Below are 18696 nucleotides of genomic sequence, written 5' to 3'. Positions count from 1 at the left end.
TTTTAGTAAATTTAGTAGGCCAATTTCCTGAACAGGACTTTACAAAGCAAGATCTAACCTTAATGGTGCACGATGCTAATTTCGCTGATTTTTCGTTAAAAACAACATCAAGAATAAAAACAACTAATATCACTCAAAACAGTATCAAAATGCAATACGGGTCAAACTAAGTGGCGAAAGTATTTGGGAATGGGTATTTGCTCCATTTTCCATGTACTCTTTTTATGATACTCATCGGTGACCTCGATAAAAAAGTAATTTGTCCCTCCCTTCACTTTTGAAGCAATGTGTTCTACGGTAAAAACCCGTTCTTCAAATAAAAAAACATATTCCGTGTTTTCTCCGTTCGGGGCCTGCTTCATTTTTCCGTTCCGAAGGATCAAGTTGGGTTCGGCCAAAATACTATTGCTCTTGTGCCAACACAAATAGCGTATTTCCCCGGTGCGTAGCATGTCGATCTTAATGGTGTATCGCCCATCGCCGAAATAGGCCAAAATACGCTCAATATTGGGGTGTCTCCAAAAAATGGCTAAGTAGGTTTAAGTTGGTTTGGAATGGATTCAACGCCAATATATACCTGGCTATTGTATTAAACCTTGTTTCTTTTGCCCCAATGGGCACCATGGAGCCATCCGGCTATGTAAATAATAAACCCCAATGCTACCAAGCAGAATATCTGTAAGGCGTTTATAGTTTCTAATGTAGTCATACTCTTATTTTGAGGGCGAAACTACACTTTATGCAAATATTTTACGCATGCAATTGACGAATGGCTCATTTGGATTGACGAATGGTGTTTTTGAAGCAACAAAATTTTATACCGAGTAAAACCAAGGGGAAAACTGTCCATTGAGTGGCGAAGTTTGTCCATTTTTTCGCCCATGGCATTGCCGCAACTTTGTTCCATCAAAATTTAAGTTTAATCAGTTAAAAAAGAATACCATGAAAAATTTGATGCGAACATTAACACTGTTCTTGATTACCGTAACGGGCGTGTATGCCCAATTGCCAGAACCCGGTTTTGCCATTGACGGAACCACCGCCATTGTCATTACCGACCCACAAAACGATTTCCTAAGTCCCGATGGAGTGGCTTGGGGTGCCGTGGGACAGAGCGTTCAGGAAAACAACACCATTGAGAACCTGGAGACCATTTTTAAATTGGGCGAAGAGTACAACATTCCCGTATTTGTTTCTCCACACTATTACTACGAGCATGATCACGTGTGGAAGTTCGAGGGAACCCTTGAAAAATTGATGCACAACATCAACATGTTCGACCGTGGAGACCAATTGAACGTTAAAGGATTTGAAGGTTCGGGAGCCGATTGGTTGCCCCGTTACAAAAAGTACATCAACAAGGATAGGGTAGTGGTGACCAGTCCACATAAAGTATTCGGTTCCGAATCCAACGATTTGGCCCTTCAGTTGCGCAAACAAGGAGTGGACAAAGTGATCTTGGCAGGTATGTCAGGTAACCTTTGTGCCGAATCGCACATGAGGGAACTGGTGGAGAACGGCTTTGAAGTTGCTGTTGTGGGCGACGCCACCGCTTCTGCCAAACTGCCTGGATTGGACGGCGACCAAGCTGCCCAGACCAACTACAAAATGATTTCCAGTAAAGTATTTACCACAGATGAATTGGTGAAGGAATTGAAAATGCATCCAATCAAATAAACATCAGTGAGCGTGATGTTACAGTGGAGTGAAGAAGGGTCGAACCATAGGTTCGGCCCTTCTTTTTTGTTGAGAGTCATCTGGCTAAGATGTAGTTTTCGTCAACCTGAACTTGTTTCAGGTTCTCATCATGATTGGGTCATCACTCGGTGAGATTCTGAAATAAATTCAGAATGACGCATAGCAATTCTTTTTAGTTGCTATTCATCAGTTTGAGTACCCAAAGGGAAAATTGTCCATGCAGTTGCGACATCTGTCCATTTTATCTGAACACACATCGCCGCACCTTTGTAATGTCAATAATGACAAACCATTTATTCATTAAAAAAACAGAAAGTTATGACACGTTTACAAGCATTAGATCCAAAGGAAGCAACCGGAAGATCAAAAGAATTATTTGAAGGCATCCAAGGCAAATTGGGCATGGTGCCCAACATGATGAAAACCATGGGTAACTCCCCAGCCGTATTGGAAGGCTATTTGAACTTGAGCGATGCCTTGGGCAAAGGGTCCTTGGGCGGAAAATTGGGCGAATTGTTGGCCTTGACCGTTGCCGAATCCAACGTCTGTAACTACTGCCTTTCCGCACACTCCTTTATCGGCGAAAAATTGGTAGGCATCGACACCACTACGCTTCAATCCGCTAGGGATGGCATCAACTCCGACCCCAAAGTGGCCGCGGCACTTCAGTTTGCAAAAACCTTGATTTCCAAAAACGGACGCGTTTCCGCCGAAGATGTAGAAACCGTAAAAGCTGCCGGTTTTTCCGATGGTGCCGTGGGCGAGATCGTGGCGCACGTAGCCTTGAACATTTTGACCAATTATTTCAACAATACGGCCAATACCGATATCGACTTTCCCGTAGTGGAAGCCGCAACGGTATAGTCAATAACCTTTAAAATCAGAAAAGATGAAAACGATTAAAAATCTAGTGCTTCTGGGTTTTGTGTTCTTCGCTGCCGTCAGCATGCAGGCACAAACCCCTCCGGTAGACGATACTGGTCTTGCCATTGGCGGGTACGATGTAGTCTCCTATTTTTCTGGAGAGGCTCAAAAAGGGAGCAAAAGCTATGCGGTAAATAATCATGGTGCTACGTATTACTTTTCGAGCAAGGCAAATCAGAATGCCTTTAAAAAGTCTCCCAACAATTATTTACCTCAGTTCGATGGGTATTGTGCCTGGGGCGTGGGGGCCAAAGAGGCCAAATTTCCCATCAACCCGGAAACCTATACGGTAATCGACGGCAAATTGTACCTTTTCTTTAACGGTCCGTTCAACGGGGAACCGTTCAACACCTACGAAGATTGGGGGCAACGTACCACGGAGCTCAAAAAGGCAGCACATGCCAATTGGCCCAAAGTGCAACACAGCAAGTAGTTTTAATTAGCTGATAGGGTAGGGCCCCGCCATAGGTCCTGCCCTTTCTCAATTTTATAAAAGCACAACCATGGAAATAGAAAAAAAATACCCATTGCCACCCTTTACGGAGGCGACTGCCAAGGAAAAAGTACAACTGGCCGAAGATGCCTGGAACAGCCAAGACCCCGAAAAAGTAAGTAAAGCGTACACTGTGGACACCGAATGGCGCAACCGTTCGCAGTTTATAACCGGGCGAGAGGAAGTAGTTGCCTTTTTGACGGAAAAGTGGCAAAAAGAAAAAAATTACAAATTAAGAAAGGAACTATGGGCCTTTACCGACAATAAGATTGCAGTTCGTTTTGAATACGAATACCAAAATGCCGAAGGAGCGTGGATTCGCGCCTATGGAAACGAGAATTGGGAATTCAACGAGCACGGCCTAATGCAGAAACGTTATGCCAGTATCAACGACCTGCCGATAGATGAATCGGAGAGAAGACTTTAGTCAATTTTGAAGATATGTCACTTCGAGCTGTCATCCTGAGCGTAGTCGAAGGAGCAGTCGAGAAGTTATCAAATTCAATGGCTCATTGTGCGGTCTCGATTTGAGTTTATCTTGAGCGAAGTCGAAAGACTCGACCTGACAAGGTTTTGGCATGCAAGAAGGATTTCTATACAATTTTTGGACCCCGGTCCAAAAACCACTCGAAATGACGCCTTGGTTGATCTAGAGCCCAGTCGAAAAACTCGACCTGAAAACTGATTACTGAAAACTGATAACTGCTAACTGCCTACTGACAACTGCTAACTGAACATACATGGACATCTACAACACCAACACGCTCATCGACGAACAAACGGGGAATTTGGCCTTTAAACTCTCCGAGTTTGAGGATAGCTGCCAGTTTTGCGACACGCACCGTTTAAATTACTATTCCTTGATCTGGATAAAAAAGGGGAGGGGTACCGCCCAAGTGGACTTTTCGGAGTACGCGTTTACGTCAAACACCCTAATTGCCGTAACGCCCTATCAACCTTTTACCCTAACCGAGGAAGAACCCATTGAGGGCGTGGTGTTGAATTTCCATCCCGATTTTTTCTGCATTCACAAGCACCACGAACAGGTTGCCTGCAATGGGGTGCTCTTCAACAATATTTACAGTCCGCCCATGCTCTGCGTTACCGATGAGATGTGCCAAAGTTTTGAACTGGTACTGGAGCAGATGTACACCGAGGTACAGAAATCGGAACTGGCACAGTACGAGCTGTTGGTCTCTTACCTTAAAATATTTTTGATCACGGCCTCCCGTGCCAAGGCCAAGCAACAGCCCGAAGCCTTGGAGGGCACCCCGGACGAGAAGGAGCCATTTATCCTGCAAAAGCTGAAAAACCTGATAGAGACCCATTACAAGACCAAACATTCTGCCAGGGAATATGCCGATTTATTGAACATTAGCCCCAAGGCCCTCGCCAAGATGACCAAAAACCATTTTAAGAAGACTATGACCAATCTGATTAGTGAACGGATCATTATTGAGGCCAAGCGCGAGCTGTACCTCACCAACAAAACGGTAAAAGAGATTGCCTACGACCTTGGCTATGACGATGAGCACTACTTTAGCCGATTTTTTAAGAACAATGCGGACATTTCGCCCAAAACCTATCGCGAAACGGTGGGCTTTGCCCGTGCCGCCATGGCGTAACCCAACCCTATGAAAACACATGTAATACACCAAACCCTGCCTATGCCCTTTGGGCAGGTTTACGTCGCCTTGAAAAAACGCATTGTGGAGCACGGCTTTTTGCTCCTGCACGAGATTGACACCCAAGCCATTGTGGCGAAGCATGGCGTAAGCATACCGCCCTTGCGGCAATTGCTCTTTTTCCACCCGAAATATATTGCGGAGATCATGACGAACGATCCTTTGGCCATAAACGATATTCCCCTAAAACTGGTATTGCACCAACTGGATGAGACCACCGCCCAACTGAGTTTTAAAAATCCGGTGGGCAGCTTACAGGGTTATGGGTTGGACGCTGCAATGGTGGAAGAGTTGTTGGAGCGGGTGCAGGGGATACTTTCTTTTTAAGGAGGGTTGGATTTTTGGATTTTTTTGAATGTTTGAGAAAGATTGATAGCGTTATACAGAGTGCTATTTGGTGACCTTGATAAATTAATGGTTTATTAATCAACATTTTACTGTTGATAAGTGTAAATTCTTTCCTGTTAATTCTGAAATAAAAGCATTTAACTTTGAAAATATTTTCAAAAGTCTATGCTTGAACCTATTAGTGTAATAAATGCAATATCTGTTGATAGGGAAATCTACACCGATGGTCACAGTCCTCTTCTAACTATAGGTGAAGATTATGAAAAATATGTTGTTAAAAACTCTAAAGGAAGAATACCTGCATTTGACCTTGTTAATGAATTTCTAGCAAATGGGCTCCTTCAATGCTGGAAGATACCTACTCCTGGTTGTGCAATCTTAAAGATTGATTCGTCGCTTGTAGTCGGTTATTCAAATAATCATCAAGCCAGGTTTTATAACTATTCTTCTTTTGGATCAAGAGTGCTTCCCAAAAAATTAGATTTAAATGAATTTACAGTTGCCAAAAACAAGTCTGTTTTTAACAAACTTTGCAATCCGATTGATATTTTAAGAATTGGTCTCTTCGATTTATGGGTGTCAAACGATGATAGAAAGCCTACAAATCAAAATTTAATTCTTTCAATTGATGATGGTGGGAAGTATACCATCACTGCAATTGATCACGCATTCATTTTTGAAACTCTTCCTTATCAGGACTTGAATCCAAAACACTTTTCTCCATCAATTAATGACCATATAATACTATCGGATTTAGCCAAAATTGTAAAGCGCTATACGAACATTGATGAATCTTTCGTTAAATCAGAAAGAGAATATTTCTATTTTTGCCTTGAAGAATCACTGAAAAACTTTGAAAAGATCATTAATAATATCCCAATTGATTTGGGTTTGAACAATGACTTGACTAACTTTCTGAGTCAATTTCTATTCAATCAAGAAAGAAACGAAAAAGTGTTTGCCGAACATATATATAGGCTTTCAAACTAATGAAGAAATTTTATAGCATAGTAAAAATAGTGACCGACATGACGGTGAATGACAGTATTTCTACTGGAATCATTGTTAATGATGGCACCAGGCTTTTGTTTAAATTTTCTGATTATAAAAAAAGTATAGCCAAAAGACTTTTTCAGTCTGATTCTGATGATATTGATTTTGCGATAAAGCAACTTGAAAAAAGAATTGAAGAAATTAATAAAAGTATCAATTTAGAGGGGACAATAGGGCTGTTTGATTTAACAGAGTATAATAGTCAATTAAAATCAGATTATTTCACTTACCTTAATGCTTACACCACGGGGTTAATTCAATTCGGTTCTCCGAAACTAATTCTGGATTCTCATTCAATTGACTTGGATAAGCTGTTCAAGCTTTATGTTGACCCTGTTGAACATATAAAAGATAATAAAGGGGAAGAAGATCTTCTAATAATCAAATCTCATGTTCAAAAAAGGTTGATTTCTAAAGTAGAGGAAAGAATTCATACTAATATTAAAATTGACAGTAATTTAATTTCTGATATCATTTTTCCATACGAATTAGACTGTATCGGAATGAATGGATCTTTAGTAGGGGCTAAATCTCTGTCATTTGAACATTCTCATCAAACTGTTGATAAATACGTTTCTCACTATATTACTTTGATAACATCCCTTAGTTATAAGTATAGTAAAAGTCTTAAGGACAATAGATTTTATCTCATTGCAAATGAACCTAAAGATGTAAAGAGTGAAACGTATAAGATTTGGGACAGGGTTTATAACAACAAGCTAATTGATATATTACATCCTGATCAGTCAGATATTGTTGCTGAACGTGTTTTTGAAACCAATGCAACAAAATTTCTTAATTAAGGAAAGACTAATCAAATCCCCCCAATAACCTTCAAACTCAACCCCGTATGCTTTTTAATGTCAGCATCGGACATTCCGCTAGCTTTTAAGGACTTGGCAATACTGATGGCCTTTTCTTTTTCCGCCCGCTTTTTCTCGGTATCAATTTTAAACTGTTCCAGTTCCTGCCTTTCGGGGTCCATAATTTCAAACAGGCCGCTTTTTTGGAGTTTGTCCATCACACCTTGGTCGGCAAAACTGGTATAGTTGGTTTCGGTGATCACCAAATGGTCCAGCACCTCCACTTTTATCAGTTTGCCCGCTTTTAGCATATGGTCGGTAAAGGTAATATCGGCATCGGTAACCTCGTGCGAGCCGCTGGGGTGGTTGTGCACCAAGATCAGCTTGCTGGCCAGTTTGTAGATCGCCATCCTAAACACATCGGGCGGGTCGGCATTTACGCGGTTGCTCGCCCCAAGGCCAATAAGCTCCACAAACAAAATTTTGTTGTTGTGGTTAAGCCCCACCACCCAAAAATGCTCTTGGTTGCGGCGTATCTTGTTCTCGCGCAGCAATACCTGCTGCATGATCGCATATATGTCCGCGGAGTTGAGCACTTTAATCTTTTGTTCTTTGGTAAGCCGTACGTTCATGGTAGGTATGTTATCATTTTTGGGTTTGGGAAAGGTAGTCCATGCCCGTGAAAAAACAAAACCAGATAATTTAATCAACTAATATAATTCCACATGGTTTTGTTGGCCATCATCTTGGAATAGGCAGTTAAAATAGGCGCATTTTCCGCTTTTTCCAGTCTTGGGTCGTGTTTTAGCAATTGGATGGCATGGTAACGGGCCGTTTTCAAGATTTGATTGTCCTTTACAATATCAGCAATTTTAAGGTTGAGCATACCGCTCTGTTGCGTGCCCATTAAATCGCCCGGCCCACGAAGCTTAAGGTCGACCTCGGCAATCTCAAAACCATCGTTGGTGCGTACCATGGTCTGTAATCGGGTTTTGGAATCCTCGGAAAGTTTATGGCCTGTCATTAAAATACAAAAGCTTTGTTCCGCGCCTCGGCCCACACGCCCTCGGAGCTGGTGCAATTGCGATAATCCAAACCGTTCGGCGCTTTCAATGATCATTACGGATGCATTGGGTACATTAACACCCACCTCGATTACCGTAGTGGCTATCATAATCTGTGTTTCCCCCTTTACAAAGCGCTCCATTTCATAATCTTTGTCGGCAGGTTTCATTTTTCCGTGTACAATGGAAATTTGGTATTCGGGCTGTGGAAAATCACGGACAATACTTTCGTAACCATCCATTAAGTCCTTGTAATCTAGCGCTTCAGATTCTTGAATCAACGGATACACGATATAGATTTGTCTCCCTTTTTTGATTTCATCTTTGATGAACCTGAATACTTTTAAACGGTTACTGTCAAAACGATGTACTGTTTTGATTGGTTTTCTGCCAGGAGGGAGTTCATCTATAACGGAGATATCCAAATCCCCGTACAGGCTCATAGCTAAAGTTCTGGGAATGGGGGTCGCTGTCATTACTAAAACATGCGGAGGAGTCTGATTTTTATGCCACAATTTTGATCGCTGAGCCACACCAAATCGGTGCTGTTCGTCCACAATGGCCAAACCAAGGTTTTTGAACTGGACTTTGTCCTCCAAAACCGCATGGGTGCCCACTAAAATGTTCAAATTGCCATTTTCCAGTTGATTGTGCAGCAAAGTACGTTCGGATTTCTTTGTGGAGCCTGTCAACAAGGCAATCTTAACGTCCATGTTTTCCAAAAGCTCTTTGAGGCCGTTGTAATGCTGGGTAGCCAAAATCTCTGTTGGAGCCATTAAACAGGCTTGAAAACCGTTGTCAATGGCCAATAGCATGCACATTAGTGCTACTATGGTCTTTCCTGAACCTACATCGCCCTGTAAAAGTCGATTCATTTGGGCATTGCTCCCCAAATCGTTACGGATTTCCTTGATTACCCTTTTCTGGGCTGTCGTTAGTTCAAAGGGCAGGTGGTTTTCAAAGAATTCGGTAAACTTTTCGCCCACAGCTTCAAAAGGCATTCCTTTTATTTTTTGTTTCCGCTGTAAATTTTGGGATATCAACCGCAATTGCACAAAAAACAACTCTTCAAACTTTAATCGAAATTGTGCCCTTGCCAATAATTCTTGATTCTTCGGAAAATGAATGTTGAAAAGCGCGGAGCTCTTCGAAATCAGTTTTAATTCTTCCAAAATAGCGGGCGACAACGATTCTGAAAACTTGCCTTGGCATTCCAAGAACAATTGTTGGATCATTTTACCAATAACCCGATTGGTGATGCCCTTATTGCTCAATTTTTCAGTGGAAGGGTAGATGGGCTGCATCACCATTTTTAATCCCTGTTGATGCTTTTGCAAAGTCTCCATTTCGGGATGGGGCATCGAGTAGGTACTCCCGTATTTGTTGACCCGCCCAAAAACCACGTAGGGTTCGTTCAACTTTAAATTTTCCTTGATCCATTTGTGTCCCCGAAACCAAACCAGGTCCATTTGTCCCGTTTCATCCACAAAAGTGGCCACCAAGCGCTTTCCCCGTTTTTGTTCCACCGTTTTTATGTGGACAATTTTGCCCACTACCTGTACATCGGCACCGCTAGGTTGCAGTTGATTGATTTTATAATAACTCGTTTTGTCCAAATAACGGTTAGGGAACAGATGCAGCAGGTCCCTAAAGGTCTCAATGCCCAACTCGGCCTTTAAAACATCGGCCCGGTTGGGGCCAACACCTTTTAAATATGCTATGGGAGTTTGCAGAAAATTGGGATTCATCGAACTAAAATATGTAATTTGGAAGGACTTTTGATAAGATGATGGTATGAAGCTGAGCCCCATTCTTGTTTTTTTCTTATTTGTACAGTTGTCGTTCGCACAAATTCAGGGTAAGGTGGACTTTGTCCAGGCCGACGTTTTGATCGAGCCCACACCATCCGAAAACCGCATTAATGGTAGTGTGATCTATCAATTTAATGTGATTGAAGCTGTGGATTCCATTTATCTTGATGCCATAGATCTAGATTTTTCATCTGTTTTTCTAGATGACACAAAAATAAATTATGATTATAATGGGCAGAAAATAACCATCAAAAAAAAGATGGTGAAAGGCGATACCCATAAGCTAAAATTAGATTATGTGGCCAAACCAAAACAAACGGTATATTTTTTAGGGTGGGACGATGCTGTTAGGAACAATGAGCAAGTCTGGACCCAAGGACAGGGAAAATACACCAGCCATTGGTTGCCCAGTTTTGACGATATGAGCGAAAAAGTGGAGTTTGACCTTGATATTCTTCTAAAACGGGATTATACAGTAATCGCTAACGGGAATTTGGTCAAGAAAGACACTTTGCCCGATTTCAAGGGCTATCTGTGGCAGTTTGATATGGAAAAACCAATGAGCAGTTATTTGGTCGGTTTTGCTATTGGAGATTACAATAAAAAAACGGTTGAATCATCCTCAGGAGTCCCGCTTGAACTGTATTACGAACCTACGGATTTCACAAAAGTGGAGCCAACCTACAGATACACAAAGCAAATTTTCGATTTTTTGGAGAACGAAATAGGCGTGGCTTATCCTTGGCAGAATTATAAACAGGTTCCTGTTCAGGATTTTCTTTACGCAGGGATGGAGAACACGACCTGTACTATATTTTCCAATCAATATGTGATAGATTCCACGGCTTTTGTGGATAAAAACTACGTGAATGTGAATGCACACGAGCTGGCGCACCAATGGTTTGGAAATCTGGTAACCGAAACCAGCAGCGAACACCATTGGTTGCACGAAGGTTTTGCCACATTTTACGCCTATCTTGCGGAAAAGGACATTTTTGGGGATGATTATTACTATTGGCATCTGTTGGAAACGGCCAATGCCTTACAACGTTTTTCTGGAGATGATGGGGGCGAGGCGCTTCGCAATCCGAACGCAGGCAGCCTTACTTTTTATGAAAAAGGCGCTTGGGCCTTGGTAATGCTTAGAGATAGAGTAGGAGAGGACGCTTTTAAAAAGGGGGTGCAGAACTATCTCAATACATATGCGTTTAAAAATGTGACCATTCCCAATTTTATCGAGGAAATGGAAATGGTTTCCAATACCGACCTTGAAGATTTTGAGCAATTATGGTTGGAGAATCCTGATTTCCCTTATGAGCATGTGCTTTCGTTCTTGAAAGAAAAGAACTCGTCCATCAAAACATATTTTGAGCTTAAAAATAGGATGGCAGAAAAGCCTGAGAATATTGAAAAGATTTTAAAACGGGCTTGGGCCAAGATAAAATCCGACCAATTAAAGGAAAACTTGGTTTTGGATCATGGGGATAAGCTGTCCGTAGACTTTTTGGGGGAGATCATCAAATCTGAAGGTTTAAAAATAAGGCAGGCCGTTATTTTGTCGCAAAATAAAATTTCGGGGGAACTTCAAACGGATATCGAAGGACTTTTAAAGGACAAAAGCTACACGACCTTAGAGGCTGCTTTGTACCGATTATGGACCGATTTTCCCCAAAACAGAAGCAAATATCTTAATGAAACGGATGGAATCACAGGGTTTCCCAACAAAAACATTCGATTGTTATGGCTAACCCTAGCTTTGGTATCGCCTGAATACAATCCAGGTGCAAAACCATTGTATTTTGATGAATTAAGCGGTTATACGGGTTCTGAACATCATTTTGAGACACGCCTACTTGCATTCCAATACTTGAACAATATAGGTGGGTTTACAGATACTACACTCAAGAACTTGGTGGAGTCCTGCAATCATCATGTGTGGCACTTTAAAAAATCGGCAAGGGAGATACTCAACGACTTTTTGCAATCTGAAGGGAATACAGCTCGCATTAAGAGTCTTTACCCTTTGCTAAGTCAGCAAGAAAAACAATATTTGGAAAAAACTTTAGGGGAATGAGGGCATTGGTCATTTCGGGAGGAGGTAGCAAGGGAGCCTTTGCAGGCGGTGTTGCCCAATTTTTGATTCAAGAAGCCAAACACGATTACGATTTATTTGTCGGGACATCCACAGGGAGCCTATTGATTTCCCATTTGGCCCTGAACAAGTTGGACAAAATCAAGAATATCTATTCAAACGTTAATCAAGACAGTATTTTCAGTAATTGTCCATTCATCATTAAAAAAAAGTATGGGGTCGAGATCATTGCCATAAACCATTGGAATGTGATCAAAAACTTTATCAAAGGAAAAAAAACCTTTGGAGAAAGTGAAAATCTCAGAAAATTGATTCGAAAATCCATTACAGTGGAGGAATTCAACGAATTGAAGCAAAGCAAGATGGATGTGGTCGTAACGGTTTCCAATCTTTCGTTGAACCAAGTAGAGTATAAGTCCATAAACGATTGCACGTATGATGAGTTCTGTGATTGGATATGGATTTCGTCCAACTACACACCATTTATGAGTTTGGTCAAGAAAAATGGTTGTGAGTATGCCGATGGGGGCTTGGGAACTTTAGTTCCCATTGAAGAAGCATTGAACCGTGGAGCGACTGAGGTGGATGTGGTGGTGCTCCATACCGAGGTGAACCATTTAAACCGTATGTCCTCTAAAAACCCGTTTGATTTGATTACCACCATTTTTGGCTTTATGCTGGACCGTATCGAAAACCAAAATATCAGAATTGGCAAATTAGTGGCCAATCGGAAGGGGGCGATCATTAATTTTTACTATACGCCAACGGTCCTTACCACAAACTCATTGATCTTTAATAAGGAGCGAATGACCTTATGGTGGAAACGCGGTTATTTGTATGCGAAGAACAAGAACGAGCAAACGAGCCCAATTGAACCTGAAAAGCAAGAATAGGCTGTTCGAGTACTCTGTAGTAGGGTTATTCTGTTGATGGTTTTTTGGCACACGAGGTTATTTAGCCTGGTTTTTCAAGAAAAAATGGATTTCTGACTAAGTTATTGGGTTACTGCGGACTGTCACTGCAAGTTCAAACTCAAGCGTCAATTTCAAGAACAGAAAATTCGTGATGATTCGTGGAATTGGTGTCAAAAAGGTGAAAGCTGAAGGGTGAATGGATGGAAGATAGAACAAAGAAGCAAGAGGAGAGAACCAAGACCGCTGCGCTGCTGGACACAAGAACCAAGACTTCGTGCTTCGGACATCCGACTTCCGACTCCCAACAATTGTTTCATTGTCATTTCGAACCGACCAGCGGGAAGGTGAGAAATCTGCTCGATGCTACTCTTTCAAAAGAGATTTCTCAATCGATGCGCTGCACCTCATTTCGAAATGACGATTTGGCTTCGCTCAGCATCCGCACGGAATGACAAACTCAAATATCAAGTTCATAGAAGTTATTGGGTTATTGGTTACTGCAGACTGCCTACTGTTTACTGTTTACTGCGAACTGTAAGTTCAAATACCAAGTTCAAGAGCAAAGAAGAGAGAGACAAGACTTCGTACATCGTGCATCCGACTACATTGGATTATTGAGTTACTTCGGACTGCCTACTGTTTACTGCTTACTGCCTACTGCCTACTGCCAACTGCCACTGTACTGTATTACTGAACCGCATTAATCCCAAAGCTCGGTAACTTCTTTTTTTACAAAGGCCAAAGCGGCACTGGACGGAGATTCCTTCTCCATGGTTTGATTAAGAATATCTTCACGTAGCTTGTCCGGTGAATCGGTCTCGCTCATCCCAGCGGAACGAATGATTTGTATGGTAGCATTTTTGGCCGTTTTAATGATGTTCCAGCAAGAATCGGACATATAAATCTGCTGTGATAGATTGTGTTCAAACTCCGTCTCTATCTGTTTGATCAATAGGTTTTCGTAATCGCTTTTGCTTTTTCCGGTAGGTGCAACGCGCACAACCAAGCTGTTCAAAGCAATTCGTTCCAAGAAAAGGGCCATGCGCTCATAAGCTTGCAAACGAACGGGCAAAGTTTCTTTTTGGGAATCTTTGTGCAGCAAAAACCGTCTGCGGCCATCTTCGTTACGGGTATGTAACCTAAAAAAATAAAAAGCAACTGCTCCGGTAACAACCGCGGGTAATAAATAAGCAAATAACTGAAGGATTTGATCTCCACTCATAAGGAAGTTTGATTTTTTATTGGTTTTACACTACCTAGAACGCATCAAAATCCCAAAAAGTATTTTAAGCCAAAAGGTTATTAGTTACCTTTTGTACTTTCTTTGGCCTTTGCATAAAAACCTTTGTAGTCAGGCTGTAGTTTGATGTTAATGCCCTCCTTGAAATTACCATCCTTGGCAGTAACACTGATGCTTTCTGCGGGAACCTCCAAAACAGTTACCAATTCTGAAGCCACAACGGCTACTTGGTTGTAGGTAGGGGCAAACTCCCCAGTAATGTTCAATCCTTCGACCTCTGCTTTAAAATTGGGGTTGGCTTTAATCACGTTGGCAACACCGGCCAACCATGTTTTGCCCTCTTCGGTCAACTCTGCACCAGTATCCGAACCAAAAAGTGAGCTTAGACTGTTGCTGATGGTTACGATGCCTTGTTCCACACCGACTTTGGCATTTTCGCCCATAGTTTTCTTAATATTTGTCAAGGAGACAATGGCAGTGGAATCGTTGGAAGAAATCATATCATTGATGCCACTAAGTTGTTTTTCCTTTCTGGCCAGGGCTTCCATGGCACGATCTACGTTCTCCGAATTTTGTTTTGACAGTTGTGAGAAGTTGCTCATATTGCCCAAAAGTGTTGCATTGGCATCACGAAGGGTTACGTTTTCTGCTTTAAGGGTCTCTGCCTCGGCATTGGCTGATGATATTTCTCGTCTTGCCTTTGCTAATTCCTGCTCCACTTCGGAGATTCTGGTCTTCAATGTGTCTATTTCAGCAAAAAGTTCACTTTTTCGTTGTGAAAAAGCACTTGTAGTTATTGCCAGAAGTAGGATTAGGAGTAAATTTCGTTTCATAAGTAGTACAATTGCTTGTTTATATATTTGGGTCTAAATTAAAATGTTTTTTTAAATGCTGGCTTTCCACCTAAGTGTTCGCAATCAAAAAGCTGCTGCATGGATTCAAATTTCACCTTTTCTTTTTGATATCCATAAACAGATTTTAAATCGCTACTAAGATAATCATCATCCACGTTTACTTGTACATCATCCATATTAAATTGACAAGGATGCTCGTAACCCGCAGCATGGGTGATTTCCAACAACTCTTTTCTGAATGTTTTAAAGTATTGTGCCAGTCTATCGGATTTTAAAGGCACATTCATGCCGCTTTGACGCCACTTACTTTGGGTGGCGACACCAGCAGGACAACGGTTGGTATGGCAAACCTGTGCTTGAATGCACCCAATGCTCATCATGGCTTCCCGGGCTACGTTAATGCAGTCGGCACCCATGGCAAATGCCATTGCGGCTTTTCCAGGGAAACCCAGCTTGCCGCTGCCAATAAATACGACTCTTTCCGTAAGTCCGTGTTCCATGAACAAACTGTATACTTTGGAAAATCCATACGTCCACGGCAAGGATACATGATCGGCAAAACTAGGGGGAGCGGCTCCTGTACCCCCTTCGCCACCATCAATGGTGATAAAATCCGGTCCTTTGCCCGTCTTTTTCATTAAATCGGCCAATTCTTCCCACTGCTCGACTTTTCCAATGGCACCTTTTATGCCGACGGGCAATCCAGTTTCCTCTGCAATGGATTCGATAAACTCCAAAAGTTCTGGGATTGTTGTGAATGCTTTGTGGGTGGGGGGGGAAATAACATCCTTGCCGACTTCAACACCACGTATCTCTGCAAGCTCTGGTGTAATTTTTGAGCCAGGAAGCACACCGCCTTTACCGGGTTTTGCTCCTTGGGATAGTTTTATCTCAATGGCTTTGATGCATGGGTTATCGTCCACTAAAACCTTTAGTTTATCCATGGAAAATCCTCCATCTCGTGACCTCACACCAAAATAGCCTGTACCAAAATGAAAAATAACGTCCCCGCCTTGTTTGTGATAGGGAGAAAGTCCACCTTCGCCTGTGTTATGGTAAGCGCCACATTTTTCGACTCCCTTGTTCAATGATTCAATGGCAGCGGCCGATAACGACCCAAAGCTCATGGCGGAAACATTGATGATGGATGCGGGACGATATGGTTTTCTCCGTTTATTATAGGCACCCATCACCTTGGCGCAGGGTAGAAAATATGGGTGTTCAATATTTGGATGGTTTTCGGGCACTTGAAAACCGATCATGGCATTTTTGATGAAAATATGTTGGTGTTTGTAGATATCCCTATCCGTTCCAAAGCCTTCATAATTGTTCTCTTTTTTTGCAGATGCGTAAATCCAGCTACGTTCTATGCGGTTAAAGGGGAGTTCTTCCCGATTGTTGGCCACAAAATACTGCCGCATTTCCGGGCCAATGCTTTCCAACCAATAGCGCAGATGCCCAACAATAGGGTAGTTGTGGCTAATGGTATGGGCTTTTTGAAGAAAGATATCACGTACGGCAACCAATAATAGAAAAATCAATACCCAAGCCCACCATGGTATATCGGCCAAAAAATCAAGGAATGCTTCCATCTTTTTAATTTGAAGAGTAACTACAAATATCAAGCCCCAATATCCATTTTCCAAATTAGGGAGATATTGGGGCCTTAGTTTGATGTTATTTTAAATAGTGTAAGTTCGGGTTTTTCCTTTGGAAAAGCCTGTTCGCCTTTGGATGGATATCGACACCAAGCTTTTAAAAAATATTTATTTGCTTCTGTCCAAATAATCCAATGCAATTTCGGTCATAGCTTTTACACCTAGTTGTAACCCACTATCATCAATTTTAAAATCGGGAGTGTGGTGCGGAAAATGCTCGTCGGGACCGGCATTGGGGTCTTTACCGCCCAAAATGTAAAAGAAACCTGGGATTTTTTCTTGGTAGAACGAAAAATCCTCTGCTCCCGTAATGGCTTTGATCAAATGTACGTTTTCTTCACCGGCCACCTCTTGAAGACTTGGAAGTGATGCTGCGGTCAGGTCAAGGTCGTTATAGGTGATTGGTACTCCTTTGGCAATTTCCACAGTAGCTTCGGCGCGATATGCCTTGGCAATGGTTTCTGCCATCTCCTTCATTCTATCGTTAACTTGTTTTTGCATGTCGTAATCCAAGGTACGGATAGTTCCGATAAGTTCGGCACTTTCCGGGATGATATTGTTTCGTACACCACCACTTATTTTTCCAACGGTAATTACTGCCGCCTCTTTGGTCAATTCTAATTCACGGCTAATGATGGATTGAAAGCCATCCACAATTTTGGAGGCTACAAAAATAGGGTCGATTCCACCCCAAGGCTGTGAACCGTGAGATTGCTTTCCTTTGATTTTGACGACAAATCGCTGCGCTGCAGCCAAAGCTCCACCTGGTTTATACGCAATGTGTCCCACAGGTAGGTAGGAACCAATATGAAGGCCATAAATGGCATCTACCTTGGGGTTTTCCAGTACGCCTTCTTTCACCATAAGTTCGGCACCGCCTTCCTCTCCTGGAGGAGCTCCTTCTTCGGCAGGCTGGAATATGAATTTTATGGTTCCGTGGATTTTATCCTTGTTTTTGGCCAAAACCTCTGCGGTTCCCATCATAATGGCAATATGGGTATCGTGTCCGCAAGCATGCATCACACCGACTTCTTCGCCTAAATATTCAGATTTGACTTCAGATTTAAATGGAAGGTCGTTTCTTTCGGTAACCGGTAGGGCATCAATATCAGCTCTAAGGGCAACTACTTTTCCGGGATGGTCCCCTTTTAAAAGTCCGACTACACCCGTATGGGCAACCTCTGTTTGTACTTCGATACCCAAAGATCTTAAATGAGTGGCAATTTTTTCAGCCGTTTTAAATTCTCTGTTGCTGAGTTCTGGGTTTTGGTGCATATCGCGGCGCCATTCGATTACTTTAGATTCGACAGCAGCGATGTCCTTTTCGAGCCCATGGTCTTGGGCATACATGGATAAACTTGCGGAAAATAGTGCAAGTGCTAAAATTTTCTTCATAATATAAGTGTTGGTTTATAATTTAATTTGACGGTATCCTTGATTTTGAAGCTGGATATTGGCCGTCATTGCGGAGAGGGCAATTTTAACACCAGGAATCAAATCTTCCTTTGGAAGACCTCTGGTTTTTGAAGATTGTCCGCATATAATGACTTCCACACCAGCTTCCAATAAATCCTCTACAAGTTCTCGGTTTGGGTTGTCTACTTTGTATCTGTTTCGAAAAGCTTCGTCCGTCAGTAAGTTTCTTGCAGCCGTCCCATGCACGATAAGTGCAGCTTTTAATTGCGAAGCAGGGATGCCGCTTTGGGCGTGCATATTTAAAAAACGCGCTACTGTATTCAGGTTTTTATTGATTTCGGTGTCGGATTCTGGTCCATTTTTAACATCAAAAACCACTTTAAACTCTTGTGATTTGTCTGTTTTAAAGTCTGGGTTGTCTATTTCCCAAACGGCACCGTAGTTTTCTACAATGGGACCTGATTTGGTTTCTTGTGAAATTCCAGAAAATGTAACAAAAACTAAAAGGAATAGGGGGAGGCGGTGAAAATTCATCAGCTATTTTGGTTAAGACCTTAAATATATTTAAAATCAGAAGAAAACCGGTTACGGTGTTTATAAAAATTGAAAGGATGATTTTAGCAAGAGCTCAATAATGGCTAAT

The 18696-nt window shown here is 42.0% G+C and carries 18 protein-coding genes; 10 read left to right on the top strand and 8 right to left on the bottom strand.

Going from position 1 to position 18696, the window contains the following annotated elements:
• Window positions 1-161 precede the first annotated feature (161 nt).
• Complete coding sequence (locus tag GO009_RS02680) at window positions 162-494, bottom strand: hypothetical protein (RefSeq protein WP_163624673.1); 333 nt, start codon at window positions 492-494, stop codon at window positions 162-164.
• A gap of 448 nt (window positions 495-942) precedes the next feature.
• Between GO009_RS02680 and GO009_RS02675 the strand changes: the two genes are divergently transcribed.
• The 8 genes from GO009_RS02675 (at window position 943) to GO009_RS02640 (ending at window position 7004) form a co-directional block, all read left to right on the top strand.
• Window positions 943-1677: a cysteine hydrolase gene (locus GO009_RS02675; protein ID WP_163624671.1), complete on the top strand. Its 735-nt coding sequence runs from the start codon at window positions 943-945 to the stop codon at window positions 1675-1677.
• A gap of 339 nt (window positions 1678-2016) precedes the next feature.
• Window positions 2017-2562: a carboxymuconolactone decarboxylase family protein gene (locus GO009_RS02670; protein WP_163624669.1), complete on the top strand. Its 546-nt coding sequence runs from the start codon at window positions 2017-2019 to the stop codon at window positions 2560-2562.
• A 25-nt stretch (window positions 2563-2587) separates the two neighbouring features.
• Complete coding sequence (locus tag GO009_RS02665; RefSeq protein WP_203532278.1) at window positions 2588-3055, top strand: YHS domain-containing (seleno)protein; 468 nt, start codon at window positions 2588-2590, stop codon at window positions 3053-3055.
• 70 nt (window positions 3056-3125) lie between these two features.
• Window positions 3126-3542 (top strand): nuclear transport factor 2 family protein, encoded by a 417-nt coding sequence (locus GO009_RS02660; RefSeq protein ID WP_163624667.1) that lies wholly within the window; start codon window positions 3126-3128, stop codon window positions 3540-3542.
• A 313-nt stretch (window positions 3543-3855) separates the two neighbouring features.
• Window positions 3856-4740, top strand: coding sequence for a helix-turn-helix domain-containing protein (locus GO009_RS02655; RefSeq protein WP_163624665.1), 885 nt, complete (start codon window positions 3856-3858; stop codon window positions 4738-4740).
• A 9-nt stretch (window positions 4741-4749) separates the two neighbouring features.
• Window positions 4750-5127, top strand: a complete 378-nt coding sequence (locus GO009_RS02650; RefSeq protein ID WP_163624663.1) for a DUF302 domain-containing protein — start codon at window positions 4750-4752, stop codon at window positions 5125-5127.
• A gap of 186 nt (window positions 5128-5313) precedes the next feature.
• Window positions 5314-6138, top strand: coding sequence for a HipA family kinase (locus GO009_RS02645; protein WP_163624661.1), 825 nt, complete (start codon window positions 5314-5316; stop codon window positions 6136-6138).
• A complete protein-coding gene (locus GO009_RS02640; protein ID WP_163624659.1) occupies window positions 6138-7004 on the top strand; it encodes a hypothetical protein in 867 nt (288 codons plus the stop codon). Before GO009_RS02645 ends, GO009_RS02640 begins: the two co-directional genes overlap by 1 nt.
• An 11-nt stretch (window positions 7005-7015) precedes the next feature.
• Here the strand turns inward: GO009_RS02640 and GO009_RS02635 are convergent, their stop codons facing one another.
• Both GO009_RS02635 and recG read right to left on the bottom strand, forming a co-directional pair.
• Window positions 7016-7636, bottom strand: a complete 621-nt coding sequence (locus tag GO009_RS02635; protein ID WP_163624657.1) for a JAB domain-containing protein — start codon at window positions 7634-7636, stop codon at window positions 7016-7018.
• Window positions 7637-7710: 74 nt separating this feature from the next.
• A complete protein-coding gene (gene recG / locus GO009_RS02630; protein WP_163624655.1) occupies window positions 7711-9816 on the bottom strand; it encodes an ATP-dependent DNA helicase RecG in 2106 nt (701 codons plus the stop codon).
• Window positions 9817-9862: 46 nt separating this feature from the next.
• Between recG and GO009_RS02625 the strand changes: the two genes are divergently transcribed.
• Window positions 9863-11953: a M1 family metallopeptidase gene (locus tag GO009_RS02625; RefSeq protein WP_163624653.1), complete on the top strand. Its 2091-nt coding sequence runs from the start codon at window positions 9863-9865 to the stop codon at window positions 11951-11953.
• A complete protein-coding gene (locus tag GO009_RS02620) occupies window positions 11950-12864 on the top strand; it encodes a patatin family protein (RefSeq protein WP_163624651.1) in 915 nt (304 codons plus the stop codon). Before GO009_RS02625 ends, GO009_RS02620 begins: the two co-directional genes overlap by 4 nt.
• A gap of 721 nt (window positions 12865-13585) precedes the next feature.
• Here the strand turns inward: GO009_RS02620 and GO009_RS02615 are convergent.
• The 5 genes from GO009_RS02615 to GO009_RS02595 form a co-directional block, all read right to left on the bottom strand.
• Complete coding sequence (locus GO009_RS02615; RefSeq protein ID WP_163624649.1) at window positions 13586-14107, bottom strand: hypothetical protein; 522 nt, start codon at window positions 14105-14107, stop codon at window positions 13586-13588.
• An 80-nt stretch (window positions 14108-14187) separates the two neighbouring features.
• Window positions 14188-14958: a hypothetical protein gene (locus tag GO009_RS02610; RefSeq protein WP_163624648.1), complete on the bottom strand. Its 771-nt coding sequence runs from the start codon at window positions 14956-14958 to the stop codon at window positions 14188-14190.
• A gap of 38 nt (window positions 14959-14996) precedes the next feature.
• Window positions 14997-16571 (bottom strand): FMN-binding glutamate synthase family protein, encoded by a 1575-nt coding sequence (locus tag GO009_RS02605; protein WP_163624646.1) that lies wholly within the window; start codon window positions 16569-16571, stop codon window positions 14997-14999.
• A 174-nt stretch (window positions 16572-16745) separates the two neighbouring features.
• Window positions 16746-18032, bottom strand: coding sequence for an amidohydrolase (locus GO009_RS02600; protein WP_163624644.1), 1287 nt, complete (start codon window positions 18030-18032; stop codon window positions 16746-16748).
• A gap of 15 nt (window positions 18033-18047) precedes the next feature.
• Window positions 18048-18587 (bottom strand): DsrE family protein, encoded by a 540-nt coding sequence (locus GO009_RS02595; RefSeq protein ID WP_163624642.1) that lies wholly within the window; start codon window positions 18585-18587, stop codon window positions 18048-18050.
• Window positions 18588-18696: the final 109 nt, after the last annotated feature.

The sequence above is a fragment of the Allomuricauda sp. TY007 genome (assembly GCF_010468565.1).
In the GTDB taxonomy this organism is placed as follows: domain Bacteria; phylum Bacteroidota; class Bacteroidia; order Flavobacteriales; family Flavobacteriaceae; genus Flagellimonas.
This window is presented reverse-complemented; position numbering and strand designations above follow the sequence as displayed.